This is a genomic window from Pseudomonas baetica, from assembly GCF_051216495.1.
In the GTDB taxonomy this organism is placed as follows: domain Bacteria; phylum Pseudomonadota; class Gammaproteobacteria; order Pseudomonadales; family Pseudomonadaceae; genus Aquipseudomonas; species Aquipseudomonas baetica_B.
This window is the reverse complement of sequence record NZ_JBPKAM010000117.1, coordinates 1-16,699: the sequence shown is the minus strand read 5'-3', so window position 1 is coordinate 16,699 and position 16,699 is coordinate 1. Positions and strand designations below refer to the sequence as shown.

The 16,699-nt window shown below is 59.7% G+C and carries 13 protein-coding genes; 4 read left to right on the top strand and 9 right to left on the bottom strand.

The window, feature by feature from the left end:
- Positions 1-313 precede the first annotated feature (313 nt).
- Positions 314-571 carry a hypothetical protein gene (locus ACSFE6_RS27240; protein WP_435430497.1) on the top strand — a complete coding sequence of 86 codons (258 nt, stop codon included), beginning with the start codon at positions 314-316 and terminating at the stop codon, positions 569-571.
- 172 nt (positions 572-743) lie between these two features.
- On the opposite strand, the gene ACSFE6_RS27235 is transcribed toward ACSFE6_RS27240, so the two are convergent.
- The 9 genes from ACSFE6_RS27235 to ACSFE6_RS27195 form a co-directional block, all read right to left on the bottom strand.
- Positions 744-1,712, bottom strand: a complete 969-nt coding sequence (locus ACSFE6_RS27235; protein WP_435430496.1) for a peptide ABC transporter ATP-binding protein — start codon at positions 1,710-1,712, stop codon at positions 744-746.
- Positions 1,712-2,680 (bottom strand): ABC transporter ATP-binding protein, encoded by a 969-nt coding sequence (locus ACSFE6_RS27230; RefSeq protein WP_435430495.1) that lies wholly within the window; start codon positions 2,678-2,680, stop codon positions 1,712-1,714. The genes ACSFE6_RS27235 and ACSFE6_RS27230 overlap by 1 nt, the downstream gene beginning before the upstream one ends.
- 10 nt (positions 2,681-2,690) lie before the next feature.
- Entirely contained in the window at positions 2,691-3,617 is a 927-nt protein-coding gene (locus tag ACSFE6_RS27225) for an ABC transporter permease subunit (protein WP_435430494.1), read from the bottom strand.
- 11 nt (positions 3,618-3,628) lie between these two features.
- Positions 3,629-4,639: an ABC transporter permease subunit gene (locus tag ACSFE6_RS27220; protein WP_435430493.1), complete on the bottom strand. Its 1,011-nt coding sequence runs from the start codon at positions 4,637-4,639 to the stop codon at positions 3,629-3,631.
- Between the two features lie 73 nt (positions 4,640-4,712).
- A complete protein-coding gene (locus ACSFE6_RS27215) occupies positions 4,713-6,308 on the bottom strand; it encodes an ABC transporter substrate-binding protein (RefSeq protein ID WP_435430492.1) in 1,596 nt (531 codons plus the stop codon).
- A 78-nt stretch (positions 6,309-6,386) separates the two neighbouring features.
- Positions 6,387-7,805 carry an OprD family porin gene (locus ACSFE6_RS27210; protein WP_435430491.1) on the bottom strand — a complete coding sequence of 473 codons (1,419 nt, stop codon included), beginning with the start codon at positions 7,803-7,805 and terminating at the stop codon, positions 6,387-6,389.
- A 176-nt stretch (positions 7,806-7,981) separates the two neighbouring features.
- Entirely contained in the window at positions 7,982-9,583 is a 1,602-nt protein-coding gene (locus ACSFE6_RS27205; protein WP_435430490.1) for an ABC transporter substrate-binding protein, read from the bottom strand.
- 303 nt (positions 9,584-9,886) lie between these two features.
- Positions 9,887-11,512, bottom strand: a complete 1,626-nt coding sequence (locus ACSFE6_RS27200) for an ABC transporter substrate-binding protein (protein ID WP_435430489.1) — start codon at positions 11,510-11,512, stop codon at positions 9,887-9,889.
- Between the two features lie 468 nt (positions 11,513-11,980).
- Complete coding sequence (locus ACSFE6_RS27195; protein WP_435430488.1) at positions 11,981-12,700, bottom strand: SIMPL domain-containing protein; 720 nt, start codon at positions 12,698-12,700, stop codon at positions 11,981-11,983.
- A 227-nt stretch (positions 12,701-12,927) separates the two neighbouring features.
- On the opposite strand from ACSFE6_RS27195, the gene ACSFE6_RS27190 reads away from it, so the two are divergent.
- From ACSFE6_RS27190 to ACSFE6_RS27180, 3 genes are all read left to right on the top strand, one after another.
- Positions 12,928-14,190: an ATP-binding protein gene (locus tag ACSFE6_RS27190; RefSeq protein WP_435430487.1), complete on the top strand. Its 1,263-nt coding sequence runs from the start codon at positions 12,928-12,930 to the stop codon at positions 14,188-14,190.
- Positions 14,183-14,743, top strand: coding sequence for a response regulator transcription factor (locus ACSFE6_RS27185; protein ID WP_150703605.1), 561 nt, complete (start codon positions 14,183-14,185; stop codon positions 14,741-14,743). The genes ACSFE6_RS27190 and ACSFE6_RS27185 overlap by 8 nt, the downstream gene beginning before the upstream one ends.
- 97 nt (positions 14,744-14,840) lie before the next feature.
- Positions 14,841-16,568, top strand: coding sequence for an ABC transporter ATP-binding protein/permease (locus ACSFE6_RS27180; protein WP_435430486.1), 1,728 nt, complete (start codon positions 14,841-14,843; stop codon positions 16,566-16,568).
- The last annotated feature ends 131 nt before the right edge of the window (positions 16,569-16,699 follow it).

The following is a 16,699-nucleotide window of genomic DNA, read 5'->3' as shown; positions in this document are numbered from 1 at the left end:
CACACCCCCCCCCGCACCCCCCCCCCCCCCCCCCCCCCCCCCCCCCCCCCTCCCCCCTCTCCCCCCCCCCCCCCCCCCCCCCCCCCCCCCCCCCCCCCCCCCCCCCCCCCCCCCCCCCCCCCCCCCCCCCCCCCCCCCCCCCCCACAGGGATTTGGATGGTAGTGGGTTTGGTTATAGGGATTATTCAAATCCGGTCTCTACAGCCATCGCATTTCCGCCCACTCGTTAGCGTCCTATCTGGAGAACCGGGTCGATCGGGACTAGATTTTATTCAGCGCCAGACAGGTACTTCGAGAGAGGAAGGATTCGGCTATGAACAGATTGTTGCGTGTTTTGTTGCTGTTGAAGGTGTTGGTGATGTTGACGCTCGGCAGTGCGACAGCCTGGGCCGAGTGTGAGGATCATGAAACCCAGGCGTCGAGCGGGCAGGCCGGGCAGGGTGCGCTGATGATCGCGGCGTCCGAATCGGAACCGGGTGACAAGGGGCAGGGTGGCAGCGAAGGCGATGATGACTCGACCACCGATGAGCCGGACTCGGATGACCCGGATGAAGGGGATAGCCAGACGTAAATTGCAGGCAAAACAAAACCCCTTTTGCCTCGATTGTTGAGCAATCGAAAAAAAAGAGGCTGTGGATAACACAAATCTCTGTGGGAGCGAGCCTGCTCGCGAAAGCGGTCTGTCAGTCGACAATGATGTGACTGAACGGACGCCTTCGCGAGCAGGCTCGCTCCCACAGTTTTTACAGGAACTGCTCGGCGTAGTGGCACGCCACCTGACGAGTGTCGAGCTGGCGCAACGCCGGCTCTTCAGTGCTGCAGCGTGCGGTGGCGTACGGGCAGCGCTTGTGGAACGCGCAGCCCGGTGGCGGGTTCAGCGGGTTGGGCAACTCACCGACAATCTTGATTTTCGGCTTGGACGGATCCGGATGGATGGTCGGTGTCGCCGACAGCAGTGCCTGGGTGTACGGATGCAGGGGGCGGGCATAGATGTCGTGCTTCGGTCCGATTTCCACGGGGCGACCGAGGTACATCACCATCACGTCATCGGCCACGTGTTGCACCACGGCCAGGTTGTGGGAGATGAACACGTAACCGGTGTTGAACTCCTGCTGCATGTCCATGAACAGGTTGAGCACCTGCGCCTGGATCGACACGTCCAATGCCGAGGTCGGTTCGTCCGCCACCAGCACTTTCGGTTGCAGCATCATGGCGCGGGCCAAGGCGATCCGCTGGCGCTGACCACCGGAGAACATGTGCGGATAACGCTGGTAGTGCTCGGGACGCAAGCCGACCTGCTTCATCATCGCCTGGACTTTCTCGCGACGTTCGGCGGCCGACAGGTTGGTGTTGATCAACAGTGGCTCGGCCAGCTGATCACCGATCTTCTGCCGTGGGTTCAGCGAAGCGTATGGGCTCTGGAACACCATCTGCACGTCTTTGCGCAGTTGCTTGCGCTGGGCCTTGTCAGCGCCGGCCACTTCCTGACCGGCGATTTTCAGGGATCCCGAGGACGGCTCTTCGATCAGCGTCAGGGCGCGAGCCAAGGTGGATTTGCCGCAGCCCGACTCACCGACGACGGCGAGGGTCTTTCCGGCTTCCAGCTCGAACGACACACCGTTGAGGGCACGTACGGTGGCATGGCCCTTGAACAGGCCACGGGACACTTCGTAGTGACGGGTCAGGTCGCGGGCGGTAAGTACGACGGCCATTACGCCACCTCCTGGTTCAGCGGGTAGAAGCAGCGGGCGAGGCTGTTGCTTTTCGGGTCAAGGGTCGGACGTTGCGCACGGCAGTTGTCCTGCACGTACGGGCAGCGCGGCGACAACAGGCAGCCCTGTGGACGGTCGTAACGACCCGGCACGATGCCTGGCAAGGTCGACAGGCGCGTGGCGCCCAGGCTGTGTTCCGGAATCGCCTTGAGCAGCGCTTCGCTGTACGGGTGCGCCGGGATGTCGAACAGTTGTGGCACCTGGCCGACTTCGACCGCTTGACCGGCATACATCACGCACACGCGCTGGGCGGTTTCGGCGACGACGGCAAGGTCGTGAGTGATCAACACCAGGCCCATGTTCTGCTCTTTCTGCAACGCCAGCAGCAGCTCCATGATCTGTGCCTGGATCGTCACGTCGAGGGCGGTGGTTGGCTCGTCCGCGATCAGCAGTTTCGGTTCGCCGGCAATCGCCATGGCGATCGCGACGCGCTGGCTCATGCCGCCGGACAGTTGATGCGGATAGGCGTCCATACGGCTGGCCGCCCCCGGGATCTCAACTTTTTCCAGCAATTCGATGGCGCGCTTGCGGGCGGCCTTGCCGGACATTTTCAGATGCAGGCGCAGCACTTCTTCGATCTGGAAGCCGACGGTGTAGCTCGGGTTCAGCGCGGTCATAGGGTCCTGAAAGACCATGGACAGGTCTTTGCCGATGATCTGCCGGCGCTGGCGATTGCTGAGCTTGAGCATGTCCTTGCCGTCAAAGCTGAGCGAGTCCGCGGTGACGATGCCCGGATGCTCGATCAGGCCCATCAGCGCCATCATGGTCACGGACTTGCCGGAACCGGACTCGCCAACGATGGCCAGTACTTCGCCCTTGTCCACCTTCAGGTCGAGGCCGTCGACTACTGGTGTGGCGTTCTTGTCGCCGAAGCGAACGTTGAGATTCTTGATTTCTAGCAGTGACATGGGAATCTCCTCAGGCGGCATTCTTGAGTTTCGGATCCAGCGCATCGCGCAGGCCGTCACCCATCAAGTTGATTGCCAGCACGCTGAGCAAAATGGTAAAACCAGGCAGGCTGACTACCCACCAGGCGCGTTCGATGTAGTCGCGGGCCGAGGCCAGCATGGTGCCCCACTCGGGGGTTGGCGGTTGTACGCCAAGGCCGAGGAAGCCCAGGGCGGCGGCATCGAGAATCGCCGAGGAGAAGCTCAGGGTGGCCTGAACGATCAGGGGAGCCATGCAGTTCGGCAACACGGTCACGAACATCAGGCGCGGCAGACCGGCGCCAGCGAGGCGCGCGGCGGTCACGTAGTCGCGGTTCAGTTCGCCCATCACCGCGGCGCGGGTCAGACGAACATAGGACGGCAGGGACACCACGGCGATGGCGATCACGGTGTTGATCAGGCCTGGGCCGAGGATGGCGACGATCGCCACGGCCAGCAGCAGGGACGGCAGGGCCAGCATGATGTCCATCAGACGCATGATGGTCGGGCCGAGGATCTTGGGGAAGAAGCCGGCCAGCAGTCCCATGAGGATGCCCGGAATCAGCGACATCACCACCGATGACAGGCCGATCAGCAGCGACAACCGCGAACCCTGGATCAGTCGCGACAGCAAATCACGGCCCAGTTCATCGGTGCCCAGCAGGAACTGCAATTGCCCGCCTTCCAGCCAGGCTGGCGGGGTGAGCAGGAAGTCGCGGTACTGCTCGCTTGGGTCATGGGGGGCAACCCAAGGGGCAAAGATCGCGCAGAACACGATCAGGGCGAAGAACGCCAGACCGGCAACGGCGCCTTTGTTCTTGGAGAACGCTTGCCAGAACTCCTTGTACGGCGACGGGTACAGCAGGCTTTGATCCACGGCGGTGGCGGCGGTGGCGACTGAGGAAGTTGGAGTGCTCATGGGTATTGACCTCAGCGCTGGTGACGAATGCGTGGGTTGGCAAAGCCGTAGAGGATGTCCACCACGAAGTTGACCAGAATCACAATGCAGGCAATCAGCAAGATGCCGTTTTGCACGACCGGGTAATCCCGGGCGCCGATGGCTTCAATCAGCCATTTGCCGATGCCCGGCCAAGAGAAGATTGTCTCGGTCAGGACGGCGCCGGCCAGCAGGGTGCCGACTTGCAGGCCGAGTACGGTCAGCACCGGAATCAGTGCGTTGCGCAGGCCGTGAACGAACACTACACGTGCAGGCGACAGGCCTTTGGCCCGAGCGGTGCGGATGTAGTCTTCACGCAGCACTTCGAGCATGGAGGAGCGGGTCATCCGGGCGATGACCGCCAACGGAATGGTGCCCAGCACGATGGCGGGCAGGATCAGGTGATGCAGATAGTCAAGCAGAGCGCCCGGTTCATCGCTGAGCCACGTATCGATCAGCATGAAGTTGGTTTTGCGTTCCACGTCGATGAGCAGGTCGTTTTGTCCGGAAACCGGCGTCCAGCCCAGGCTGACCGAGAAAAACATGATGAGAATCAAGCCCCACCAGAAGATGGGCATCGAATATCCCGTCAGGGATATTCCCATCACCCCATGATCGAACAGGGACCCTCGCTTGAGGGCGGCAATGACGCCGGCCAGCAGCCCGAAGACACCAGCGAACAGCAGCGCTGCCATCGACAGTTCAAAGGTGGCCGGGAACAGTTGCGTGAATTCGCTCCATACGCTCTCACGGGTACGCAGGGATTCCCCCAGGTCGCCGTGGGCCAGTTTCCCGATGTAATCCAGGTACTGGGCATACAGGGGTTTGTTCAGACCTAGGCGTTCCATTGCCTGAGCATGCATCTCGGGGTCGACCCGACGTTCGCCCATCATCACTTCCACGGGGTCGCCGGGGATCATGCGAATCAATGCGAAAGTCAGCAAGGTGATGCCGAAGAACGTGGGGATCAGTAACCCCAGTCGGCGGGCAATAAAACTAAACATCGTGTGGTGTACCTCATCAGCCGGTTAGGCGTGCCCGGCAGGCCTGGGGTCAGGCCTGCCGGGAGTTTCTTATCTACTTCACCTGGGTGGTGGCGAAGTTATTTGTGGTGAGGGGGCTGATTTGGTAGCCCTCTACGTTGTTGCGCATTGCAGTGAACATTCTAGTGTGCGCCATGCTGATCCATGGTTGGTCCTGGTTAAAGATAACCTGAGCCTGCTCATAGAGCGCTGCACGTTCAGCCGGGTCGGTCTTTTCCCGGGCCTGGTCGATCAGGGCCTGGAATTTGTCATTGCACCAGCGTGCATAGTTTTCGCCGTTCTTCGCCGCTTCGCAACTGAGCATAGGCGTCAGGAAGTTATCCGGATCGCCGTTATCGCCCGCCCATCCGGCGGATACCATATCGTGCTCGCCGTTTTTAGCGCGTTTGAGCATTTCGCCCCATTCCATCACGCGAATGTCGATCTTGATACCGACCTTGGCCAGGTCAGCCTGCATCATCTGTGCGCCGAGCATCGGGTTCGGGTTGGTCGGACCGCCACCGTTGCGGGTGAACAGGGTGAAGGTGGTGCCTTCCGGTACGCCGGCTTCCTTGAGCAGGGCGCGGGCCTTGTCCAGGTCCCGTGGCGGGTTTTTCAGGCTGTGGTTGTAGCCCAGCAGGGTGTCCGGGAACGGGTTGACGCCCACGGTGGCATTGCCCTTGCCGAACAGCGCGTTGACATAGGCCTCCTTGTCGAAGGCGATGTCGATGGCTTTGCGCACGCGCACGTCGCTCATGTACTTGTGCTGGGTGTTCATGGCGATGTACGAAACGGTCATCGCATTGAGTTCATCGACCTTCAGCTTCTGGTCGTTCTTGATGCTCGGGATGTCATCCGGTTTCGGGTACAGCGCGACCTGGCACTCGTTGGCCTTGAGCTTTTGCAGGCGCACGTTGTTGTCGGTGGCGATGGCCAGGACCAATGAATCCGCCGGCGGCTTGCCGCGGAAGTAGTCCGGGTTGGCCTTGAAGCGGACCTGGGCATCCTTGTTGTAACGCTGGAAGACGAACGGACCGGTACCGACCGGTTTGTTGTTCAGGTCGCCGGTCTTGTTGGCCTTGAGCAACTGGTCGGCGTACTCGGCGGAGTAGATCGAGGAGAACGCCATGGCGATGTCGGCCAGGAAGGGGGCTTCCTGACGGGTCAGGGTGAACTTGACCGTGTTGTCGTCGACTTTTTCGACGCTTTTGAGCAGCTCTTTGAAACCCATGCTTTCAAAGTACGGGAAGCCCACGCTCGAGAGTTTGTGCCACGGATGATTCGGGTCCAGCTGGCGCTGGAAGCTCCAGACCACGTCGTCGGCATTCATGTCGCGGGTCGGCTTGAAGTATTCGGTGGTGTGAAACTTGACGCCTTTGCGCAGGTGGAACGTGTAGGTCAGGCCATCGGCGCTGATGTCCCAGGATTCGGCCAGGGCCGGAATCACCTCAGTGGTGCCGGGCTTGAAGTCCGCCAACCGATTGAAGATGGTTTCAGCCACCGCATCGGCGGTGACGGCGGTCGTGTACTGGACCATGTCGAAGCCTTCGGGGCTGGCTTCGGTGCAGACCACCAGCGGTTTGGCCGATACGCCAACTGCGACACTCAGCAACGCGGCCGCGATGGCCGCACGTAGGGGAAGCATTTTCATCAAGAACCCTCTGCAATCGGTTAAGGGACAAAAGCCGCGCGGTCGACTCATCACTGAATCAGCCGTGCGGCCGGTGCATTACAGAATGTTGAATGGAACGGTGGTCACGAGACGGAACTCGTTGATGCTGCCGTCCAGCTGGTTTTCACTGGCACGGTGGGCAGTGTAGGTCGCGCGAACAGTGGTAGCTTTGAGCGGGCCGCTTTGTACCGCGTAGGAGGCGCCGATGCCGTATTCATAATGGTGCTCACCGTCCATCGTCAGCACGCTGTCGTATGCGCCGCCTTTATAGTGAGTGCCGTCGATCCCCCAGCCACGCGCCTGATAGATGTTGAATTTCAGGCCCGGTACGCCGTATTCGGCCATGTTCAGGCCGTAGGCGATCTGGAAGGATTTCTCGTTCGGGCTGTTGAAGTCCGACAGCAGGGAGTTGGCCAGGTAGATGCCGTTGGTTTCGTGCAGGTAGTCGAAGTACTCGTTACCGTTCACTTCCTGGTAGGAGAAGGTCAGGGTGTGCGCCTGGTGGGTCAGGCCGAACGACAGGGAGTAGGTGTCGTTGTCAATTTCGCCCAGTACGGCTTTGCCTTCGTCGACGGTTTTGTAGTAGTTCAGGCCGGTGGTCAGGCTCAGTACCGAGCTGTCACCCAGCACGTGGGTGGCGCCGAAGTAGTACTGGTTCCACATGTCTTCGGCCTGGGTGCCCCACAGGCTGGTGGTCAGGCTGGCGAACGGCTGGTAGGTGAGACCAGCGGTGTATACGTGATCGATTTCAATGATTTCGTCAGCGTATTCGGAGCGGAACTTACGCTGGCTTTCTTCGGTACGTGGAGAGTTACGGTCGAAGGTGGCCAGGTCGAAAGTCAGGTTTTCCAGTTCTTCGCTGTGCAGGCTTACACCTTGAAAGCTGGAAGGCAGCGCACGGTTGCCGATCACATCGACCATCGGGCTGCTGAAGTTCTGGCGACCGGCGGTCAAGGTCGTGTTGGAGAATCGGGCCTTGACGTTCGCCAGACCCAGTTTGCTCCACTGACCCACGGCGTCACCGCCATCTTCGGTCAGGGTACGGTTGTTGCCTGGGCGCACGCGGCCTGGCTCCGGAGCACCGCCGTTACCGGAAGCGAGGTCCTTGCGGTCCTGGTCCAAAGCGATGGCGTTGTAGGCCGCCACCTCGGTGCTGAAACCGACAGTACCTTCGGTGAAGCCCGAGTTGTACTTGACGATGGTGCCCTGAACCCAGTTGATACGGCGATCGGTGTCGAGCAGTGCGCCGTCTTTTTTGTACTTGAAGTGCGCACCGCGCTTCAGTTGTTCGTTGGCGTACCAGTTACGGGTAGTGCCGCTGATCGATTGACCGTCAACGAAGCCGGTCGCTTCGCTTTGAGCACTTTTCTCTTTCACGGTAACCGGGGTATACGCCTGACTTTGTGTTTCCGCGTAAGCCGTGGCGGTGATGCTACTGATGGCCAAAGCCAACATCGCGGTGTTGCTCAGTTTCATGGGTGAAGCTCCTTACTTTCTTTATTTTAATGCCGGTCTTTTTTGGTGATCCGGCTATTTGCTTTGGAACTCATTCCACGCATTGCAAACGTTTGCTTGTCGCCGAATCGGCGAAAAACGGCAATACGTCTACGTGAGGGCGCAATGCGCCCCCAGCGTTTGGCTACACGGTTTTATTATTTTTCGATGCTGACACCCGAGAACACGTTGCGACCGAACGGGCTGACCTTGAACCCTTCGATTTTGGCGCTCAACGGCTGGTTGACCGTCGAGTGGGCGACTGGCGTGATCGGTACCTGCTGCTTGAGGTACTGCTGCGCCTGTTTGTAGAGCATGGTGCGCTGGTCGCGGTCGGTCACGACCTTGGCTTGCTTGATCAGCTTGTCGTAAGCCGGATCGCACCACATGGAGTAGTTGTTGCCGCCAATGGCATCGCAGCTGTACAGCGTGCCGAGCCAGTTGTCGGGGTCACCGTTGTCACCGGTCCAGCCGATCAGGCTGATGTCGTGCTCACCGTTCTTGGTGCGCTTGATGTACTCGCCCCATTCGTAGCTGACGATCTTCACCTTCAGGCCGATTTTGGCCCAGTCCGCCTGGAGCATTTCGGCCATCAACTTGGCATTGGGGTTGTACGGACGCTGTACGGGCATGGCCCACAGGGTGATTTCGGTGCCTTCCTTCACGCCGGCGGCCTTGAGCAATTCCTTGGCTTTTTCCGGGTTGTAGGCGGCGTCCTTAATGGTTTCATCGTAGGACCACTGGGTCGGCGGCATGGCGTTGACCGCCAGTTGGCCAGCGCCCTGGTAAACGGCGTTGAGAATGCCTTGCTTGTTCACCGCCATGTCCAGCGCCTGGCGCACTTCAAGCTGGTCGAAAGGCTTGTGGCGCACGTTGTAGGCGATGTAGCCCAGGTTGAATCCGGGTTTCTCGATCAGTTGCAGTTTCGGATCGTTTTTCAGCGCGGTCACGTCGGCGGGACGCGGGTGCAGGGTGATCTGGCATTCATCGGCTTTGAGTTTCTGCACGCGCACCGAGGCGTCGGTGTTGATGGCGAAAATCAGGTTGTCGAGCTTGACGCGGCTCGGGTCCCAGTAATGTTTGTTGCCGGTGTAACGGATGTTGGAGTCTTTTTGGTAACTCTTGAACACGAACGGCCCGGTGCCGATCGGCTTCTGATTGATATCGCTCGGTTTGCCTTCGGCCAGCAGCTTGTCGGCGTACTCAGCGGAGAGGATCGCGGCGAAACTCATGGCGATGTTCTGGATGAACGCGGCGTCCACGCTGTTGAGCGTCATGACCACGGTCAGCGGCCCGGTCTTTTCGACCTTGGCGATGTTCTTGTTCAGGCTCATACCGTTGAAGTACGGAAATTCGGTCGGGTAAGCCTTACGGAAAGGTTGTTGCGGGTCGAGCATGCGATTGAACGTGAACAGCACGTCATCGGCGTTGAAGTCGCGGGTCGGAGTGAAGTACTTGGTGGTATGAAACTTCACCCCTGGTCGCAGGTGAAACGTGTACTTGAGGCCGTCTTCGGAAATATCCCAACTCGTGGCCAGGCCCGGTACGACATTGGTCGCGCCTTTTTCAAACTCTGCCAGGCGGTTGTACAGCGGCTCGGCGGCGTCATTGTCGGTCGCGGTCGTGTACTGCGCCGTGTCGAAACCGGCGGGACTGCCTTCGGAGCAGAACACCAGGCTGTTACTGGCGGCCTGGCTCATGGAAGTGGCGGCCAACAGGCCGGTGCCCAGCAATGCGGATAAAACCAAGGTATGGCGCATGACGCTCCCTCTTGTTCAGTGTTTTGGCAATGAGCCTTCGTCCCGTCCGCAGACGTGGAGGCTTCATTGGTTTCAAACCATGACGTACAGCAAAAACCGATGACCCACGCATGAGCTGGTCGGCTCCCGACGGTATGAACCGTAGGGCCGGCAGTAAATACGAAAAGTCCGAAAGATTTGTGGGAAACGACGATATGTCCTAGCGCTCTGCTGTAGTCAGCAGACGACTTGGATGTAGGCGATTTCCTGCTTTCTCGGTAGATAAAGCAGCGACGACGTCAGAAACGTCGCCGCTGCCAAACCTTATTTGCTGACGCTAACGCCGTAGAAGGAGTTCAAGCCAAATGGGCTGATCTTGAAGTCCTGCACTTCGGCGCGCATGGGTTGATACACCGTCGAGTGAGCGATAGGGGTGTATGGAACAGCATCTTTGAGGACGTGTTGCGCCTGCTTGTACAGCTCGGTGCGCTTGGCCTGGTCCGAAGTACGCTTGGCCTGTTTGACGAGATCGTCATAAGGCTTGTCGCACCATTTGGAGAAGTTGTTGCCTTCCAGCGAGTCGCACCCGAACAGCACGTTCAGCCAGTTATCGGGGTCACCATTGTCACCGCTCCAGCCAATCAGCATCGCCTGGTTCTCGCCACCTTTGGAGCGCTTGATGTACTCGCCCCACTCGTAGCTCTGGATCTTGACCTTCAGGCCGATCTTGGACCAGTCGGACTGCAGCATTTCTGCCATCAGCTTGGCGTTCGGGTTATACGGACGCTGAACCGGCATCGCCCAGAGAACGATTTCGGTGCCTTCCTTGACGCCGGCTTCCTTGAGCAGCTCCTTGGCTTTCTCAGGATCGTACTTGGCGTCCTTGATGGTGGTGTCATAGGACCACTGGGTCGGCGGCATGGCGTTGACGGCTAGCTGGCCGGCGCCCTGGTACACGGAGTCGATGATTTGTTGCTTGTTGACCGCCATGTCCAGTGCCTGACGCACCTTCAGGTCGGCCAGCGGGTTTGGAACGCTTTGACCTTTGACCTGCGGCATCACGTTGTAAGCGATGTAACCCAGGTTGAAGCCAGCCTGGTCAGGCATTTTCAGGGTCTTGTCAGCTTTCAGTGGCGCAAGGTCGGCTGGACGCGGGAACAGGGTGATCTGGCACTCGCCTTTTTTCAGCTTCTGGATGCGCACCGACGGGTCAGTGGTGATGGCGAAGATCAGGTTGTCGATCTTGACGTCTTCAGGCTTCCAGTAGTCCTTGTTCCCGGTGTAACGGATGTTGGAGTCTTTCTGGTAGCTCTTGAACACGAACGGGCCGGTGCCGACCGGTTTCTGGTTGATGTCGGCGGCCTTGCCATCCTTGAGCAGCTGTGCGGCGTACTCGGCGGACTGGATCGAGGCGAAGCTCATGGCCATGTTCTGGATGAACGCGGCATCTACATCCTTGAGGGTGAACTTGACGGTCTTGTCGTCGACTTTCTCGATCTTGGTGATGTTGGTGTCCATCCCCATGTCGGTGAAGTACGGGAATTCGGTCGGGTACGCTTTGCGGAACGGGTCATCCTTGTTAATCATGCGATTAAAGGTGAACAGCACGTCGTCGGCGTTGAACTCACGAGTCGGCTTGAAGTACGGAGTGGTGTGGAACTTGACGCCTTCGCGCAGGTGGAAGGTGTAGGTCAGGCCGTCGGCGGAGACGTCCCAGCTGGTTGCCAGGCCAGGAATAACGGCGGTGCCGCCACGCTCGAACTGCGTCAGGCGGTTGAACATGGTTTCTGCAGAGGCGTCGAAGTCGGTTCCGGTGGTGTATTGACCTGGATCGAAACCGGCCGGGCTCCCTTCGGAGCAGAACACCAGGTTAGTCGCAGCTTGAGCGAACGGTGCACTAGCCAACAGGCTGGCGCCGACTAAAAACGGAATGACCGCTTGTTTGAGCATGGTGGCCTCATGATTTGTTGTCATTTTTTGATTTTGAGGACGACCTCGTGAGTCGTGCCTGCGGATACTTATGCAGGGGCCATACCCAATGCAAGATGCGATGCGTTTATAAGCCTTAAACGGTGGCACGAACGTACCTTAATGTCGCATTTGTGTAATTTTTGACGCATTTAACCGTTTGCGAGGCGTTTTTGCAGTGCATTTAGTGCACTTTTTTAGTGCATTCAAACCTTGGGTTGCCCGTGGACGGGGCGAAGGTGTTACCTATTTAAACCCGGTCCTGTGGGGCTGAATGGGAGTGGTTATTGTTGCACCGTCATTGCGCTTTGCTTGCTGGTTGTACCAAGTGCAACTGAAGTCGCATTTCAGGGGTTGCCCGCCCGTCCCGACATTGAGCATAGATGCTGTTTGCAAAAAAAAGGCGATCACCGGGAGTGATCGCCTTTTTTTTGCCTGCGGGTTAACGAATCAAGGCATCAGCACTTCAATCGAGCCGTCCGCTGTCATGCTCACCTGGCTGGTGCCGGCTTCAACGTCCGGGGTTACGGGGGCGGCGCCGTCCATGCTGGCGGCTTTCATCATCATCGGTGCGCGCATGTACGGTTGCGGGTAGCCATTAGTGTTGAGGTTCAGGTTGACGATCTTGTAGCCCTTTCCACCCAGAGCGTCGGTGGCGAGTTGGGCGCGGGCCTTGAAGGCCGTCACGGCTTCCTTGAGCAGGGTGTCTTCGCTGGCCTTGCGGGTTGGCGTGGCGATGGCGAAGTCCATGCCCCCCATCTTCAGATCGGTGAGCAGTTCGCCGGTCAGCTTCGACAGTGCGGCGAAATCCGTGCTTTCCAGGCGCAGTTCGGCACGCTCGCGCCAGCCAGTGATTTTCTGACCCTTGGCGTCGTAGATCGGGTAGCTGTTGCGGCTGCCCTGGCGCAGGGTGATGTCCTTGACCTGCTTGGCCTGGGCCAGTGCCTTGTTCATGGTGGTGCTGACGTCGGCGGCGAGCTTGGCCGGGTCGGTGTTTTGTTCTTCGGTGTAGAGGGTCACGATCATCAGGTCGCGAGCCACTTCCTGGCTGACTTCGGCGCGCAGGGAAATCTGGTTGTAATGAAGCTCCTCGGCAGCCATGGACGGGAAGCTGGCGATCGTGCCAACGCTCAGGGCAAGGAGGGCGGCGCTGCGGCGGAATGTGTGCATGAAAGCTCCTAAGGTGGTGCGCAGGCGTGGTCCGGGCCTGCGTGAAACCATCAGACTCTATGGAGCAGCGGCAAGTTTCAAGCTGCAAGCCACAAGTAAAAGCTTGCAGCTTGAAGCTAATAGCTTGCAGCTGCTTCACTGTGGCGGTTTGCCGCACGTTTGCCTGTCAGTGCCCCCGCTTGGTTATACTTCCGGCGACCCGCCTGGAGCGCTCATCAGGAGAGCTCATGCTCGCCCCCGTTCAAATCACTTCCGCCACTCGCCAGAACCTCTGGCGGCTGACATTCATCCGCACGTTGGTATTGGCTGCCCAAGCAGGTTCCGTGGGCCTGGCCTACTGGCTCGAGCTGCTGCCGCTGCCCTGGTTTCAACTGGCCGCGACCCTCGGCTGCTCGATGCTGCTGTGCGCGTTCACGGCGATTCGCCTGCGCACCTCGTGGCCGGTGACCGAGCTTGAATATGCCGTGCAACTGGCCTGTGACCTGTTTATCCACAGTGCCTTGCTGTATTTCTCCGGCGGCTCGACCAACCCGTTTGTTTCCTACTATCTCGTGCCGCTGACCATTGCGGCAGTGACGCTGCCATGGCGCTATTCGGTGATTCTGTCGGGCATCGCGCTGACGATGTACACCCTGTTGCTGGCGCGGTTCTACCCGTTGCAAACCTTCCCGATCGCCCGGGAAAACCTGCAGGTTTATGGCATGTGGCTGAGTTTCGCCTTGGCGGCGGCAGTGATCACGTTCTTCGCCGCGCGCATGGCTGAAGAGCTGCGCCGGCAGGAAGAGCTGCGGGCCATCCGCCGCGAAGAGGGTCTGCGTGATCAGCAGCTGCTGGCCGTCGCCACCCAGGCCGCCGGCGCCGCCCATGAATTGGGTACGCCCCTGGCGACCATGAGCGTGTTGCTCAAGGAAATGCGCCAGGACCACCACGACCCGATGCTGCAGGACGACCTGAGTGTGCTGCAGGATCAGGTCAAGCTGTGCAAGGAAACGCTGCAGCAACTGGTGCGGGCGGCGGAGGCCAATCGCCGTTTGGCGGTGGACATGCAGGACGTCACCGATTGGCTCGATGAAGCGCTCAATCGCTGGCACCTGATGCGCCCGGAAGCCAGTTATCGCTTCCAGCGCCTGGGCCAGGGCACTGTGCCGCGCATGGCGCCACCGCCGGACCTGACCCAGGCTCTACTGAACCTGTTGAACAACGCGGCGGATGCCTGCCCCGAAGGGTTGCAGGTGACCCTGGACTGGAATCCTGAAGACTTGACCATCAGCATCCGCGACCACGGTGCCGGTGTGCCGCTGGCTATTGCCGAACAAATCGGCAAGCCGTTCTTTACCACCAAGGGCAAAGGTTTCGGCCTGGGCCTGTTTTTGAGCAAGGCCAGCGTGACACGCGCCGGCGGCTCAGTGAAACTCTATAGTCATGAGGAAGGCGGCACGCTCACCGAGCTGCGTCTGCCCCACGGCGCCCGAGGAGACCAACATGAGTGACGAAATCCAGGTTGAAGGCGAAGAACTGCCGCATTTGCTGCTGGTCGACGACGACGCGACCTTTACCCGGGTGATGGCCCGCGCCATGGCTCGCCGCGGCTTTCGCGTCAGCACCGCCGGTTCCGCTGAGGAAGGCCTTGCACTGGCGCAGGCCGATCTGCCGGACTACGCCGCGCTGGATCTGAAAATGGACGGCGATTCGGGCCTGGTGCTGCTGCCCAAGTTGCTGGAAATGGACCCGGAAATGCGCGTGGTGATTCTCACCGGTTACTCCAGCATCGCCACCGCCGTGGAGGCGATCAAGCGTGGTGCTTGCAACTACCTGTGCAAACCGGCCGACGCCGACGACGTGCTGGCCGCGCTATTGTCCGAGCATGCCGACCTCGACAGCCTGGTGCCGGAAAACCCGATGTCCGTGGACCGCTTGCAGTGGGAACACATTCAGCGCGTGTTGACCGAGCACGAAGGCAACATCTCCGCCACCGCCCGCGCCCTGGGCATGCACCGCCGCACCCTGCAGCGCAAACTGCAGAAACGTCCCGTTCGCCGCTGAACCCGCGCTGAACGAATGCGGGCCGTTCCTCGCGACAAACCGAACCGATCATCTATGATCGGTTCGTGCGTGCCTTTTTCTTTATCGAGCCTTTTCCATGAATCAGAACGCTGAATATTCCGCGGTCAACGATGCTGTGCGCGGGCAGTTCTTTCGAAAAATATGGGCGATGACCACGCCTTACTGGCGCAGCGAGGAGAAGGGCAAGGCCTGGACGTTGCTGATTGCGGTCATTGCGCTGTCACTGGTCAGCGTCGGGATCTCGGTGTGGTTCAACACCTGGTACAAGGATTTCTATAACGCCCTGCAACAAAAGGACGAAGAGGCGTTCTGGCGGTTGATTCTGTATTTCTGCGTAATCGCGGCCGTGGCGATTGTCGGTGCGGTGTACCGGCTCTACCTGACACAGATGCTCACGATCCGCTGGCGGGCGTGGCTTACCGAGCAATACTTTTCCCGTTGGCTCGCCGACAAGAATTACTACCGGCTGGAGCAGGGCGGCTACACCGATAACCCGGACCAGCGGATTTCCGAAGACCTCAACAACTTCACCTCCAACACACTGGAGCTGGGCATTGGTTTGCTTCGCAACATTGTCAGCCTGGTGTCGTTCTCGATCATTTTGTGGGGCGTGTCGGGCAGCATCGAAGTGTGGGGCTTCACCATACCGGGCTACATGTTCTGGTGCGTGCTGGTGTATGCCGTGGTGGGCAGTTGGCTGACCCATTTGATCGGTCGTCGTTTGATTGGCCTGAACAACCAACAACAACGCTTCGAAGCCGACCTGCGTTTCTCCATGGTGCGGATTCGCGAGAACGCCGAAAGCATTGCGCTGTACAACGGCGAACCGAATGAAAATCGTCGGTTGAGCAGTCGCTTCGGGATGGTCTGGCATAACTTCTGGGACATCATGAAGGTGTCCAAGCGCCTGACGTTCTTCACCGCCGGTTACAGTCAGGCCGCCATCATCTTCCCGTTCATCGTCGCTTCGCCGCGCTATTTGTCCGGCAAGATCGAGCTTGGTGAGCTGATGCAAATCAGCTCGGCGTTCGGCAATGTGCAGGAAAGTTTCAGCTGGTTCATCAGTGCGTACCAGAGCCTCGCGGCATGGCGTGCGACCTGTGATCGTCTGTTGAGCTTCCGTCAGGCCATGAGCGATAACGAAGATCGCGCACCGGCCATCGATGTGCAGAGCCAGGGCGATGCCTTGAAAGTGCATAACCTTGGCCTCGACCTTGCTGACGGTCGTCACTTGCTGACCAATGCCGACATGACCGTCGAAGAGGGCGAGCGTGTCATGCTCAGCGGCCGTTCCGGCAGCGGTAAATCGACTTTGCTTCGGGCGATGGGGCACTTGTGGCCAACGGGGCACGGCAGTATCCGCATGCCGGCGGCGCGCCATTTGTTTCTGCCGCAGAAGCCTTATTTGCCGATTGGCACCTTGCGTGAAGTATTGAGTTATCCACAGGCTGGCGATACCTATCCGAACGAGCGCTACGTGCATGTCCTGGAGACCTGCCGTTTGCCGCATCTGGTAGGGCGTCTCGATGAAGCCAATCACTGGCAGCGCATGCTCTCGCCGGGTGAACAACAGCGCCTGGCCTTCGCCCGTGCGCTGCTGTACGCACCGCAATGGCTGTACATGGACGAAGCGACCTCGGCGATGGATGAAGAAGACGAAGCGTCGCTGTATCAGGCGCTGATCGACGAACTGCCAGGGTTGAGCATCGTCAGTGTTGGGCATCGCAGCAGCCTGAAGCGTTTCCATCCGCGGCATGTTCGAATCGACAACGGCCATCTGGTGGACCAGACCGTGACTGCCTGACGCAATAAACCCTTGTGGGGGGGGGGGGGGGGGGGGGGGGGGGGGGGGGGGGGGGGGGGGGGGGGGGGGGGGGGGGGGGGGGGGGGGGGGGGGGGGGGGGGGGGGGGGGGGGGGGGGGGGGGGGGGGGGGG

Coding starts and splice junctions, on each gene's coding strand:
- ACSFE6_RS27240 (WP_435430497.1), top strand. CDS start 314: ATGAACAGATTGTTGCGTGTTTTGTTGCTGTTGAAGGTGTTGGTGATG.
- ACSFE6_RS27235 (WP_435430496.1), bottom strand. CDS start 1,712: ATGGCCGTCGTACTTACCGCCCGCGACCTGACCCGTCACTACGAAGTG.
- ACSFE6_RS27230 (WP_435430495.1), bottom strand. CDS start 2,680: ATGTCACTGCTAGAAATCAAGAATCTCAACGTTCGCTTCGGCGACAAG.
- ACSFE6_RS27225 (WP_435430494.1), bottom strand. CDS start 3,617: ATGAGCACTCCAACTTCCTCAGTCGCCACCGCCGCCACCGCCGTGGAT.
- ACSFE6_RS27220 (WP_435430493.1), bottom strand. CDS start 4,639: ATGTTTAGTTTTATTGCCCGCCGACTGGGGTTACTGATCCCCACGTTC.
- ACSFE6_RS27215 (WP_435430492.1), bottom strand. CDS start 6,308: ATGAAAATGCTTCCCCTACGTGCGGCCATCGCGGCCGCGTTGCTGAGT.
- ACSFE6_RS27210 (WP_435430491.1), bottom strand. CDS start 7,805: ATGAAACTGAGCAACACCGCGATGTTGGCTTTGGCCATCAGTAGCATC.
- ACSFE6_RS27205 (WP_435430490.1), bottom strand. CDS start 9,583: ATGCGCCATACCTTGGTTTTATCCGCATTGCTGGGCACCGGCCTGTTG.
- ACSFE6_RS27200 (WP_435430489.1), bottom strand. CDS start 11,512: ATGCTCAAACAAGCGGTCATTCCGTTTTTAGTCGGCGCCAGCCTGTTG.
- ACSFE6_RS27195 (WP_435430488.1), bottom strand. CDS start 12,700: ATGCACACATTCCGCCGCAGCGCCGCCCTCCTTGCCCTGAGCGTTGGC.
- ACSFE6_RS27190 (WP_435430487.1), top strand. CDS start 12,928: ATGCTCGCCCCCGTTCAAATCACTTCCGCCACTCGCCAGAACCTCTGG.
- ACSFE6_RS27185 (WP_150703605.1), top strand. CDS start 14,183: ATGAGTGACGAAATCCAGGTTGAAGGCGAAGAACTGCCGCATTTGCTG.
- ACSFE6_RS27180 (WP_435430486.1), top strand. CDS start 14,841: ATGAATCAGAACGCTGAATATTCCGCGGTCAACGATGCTGTGCGCGGG.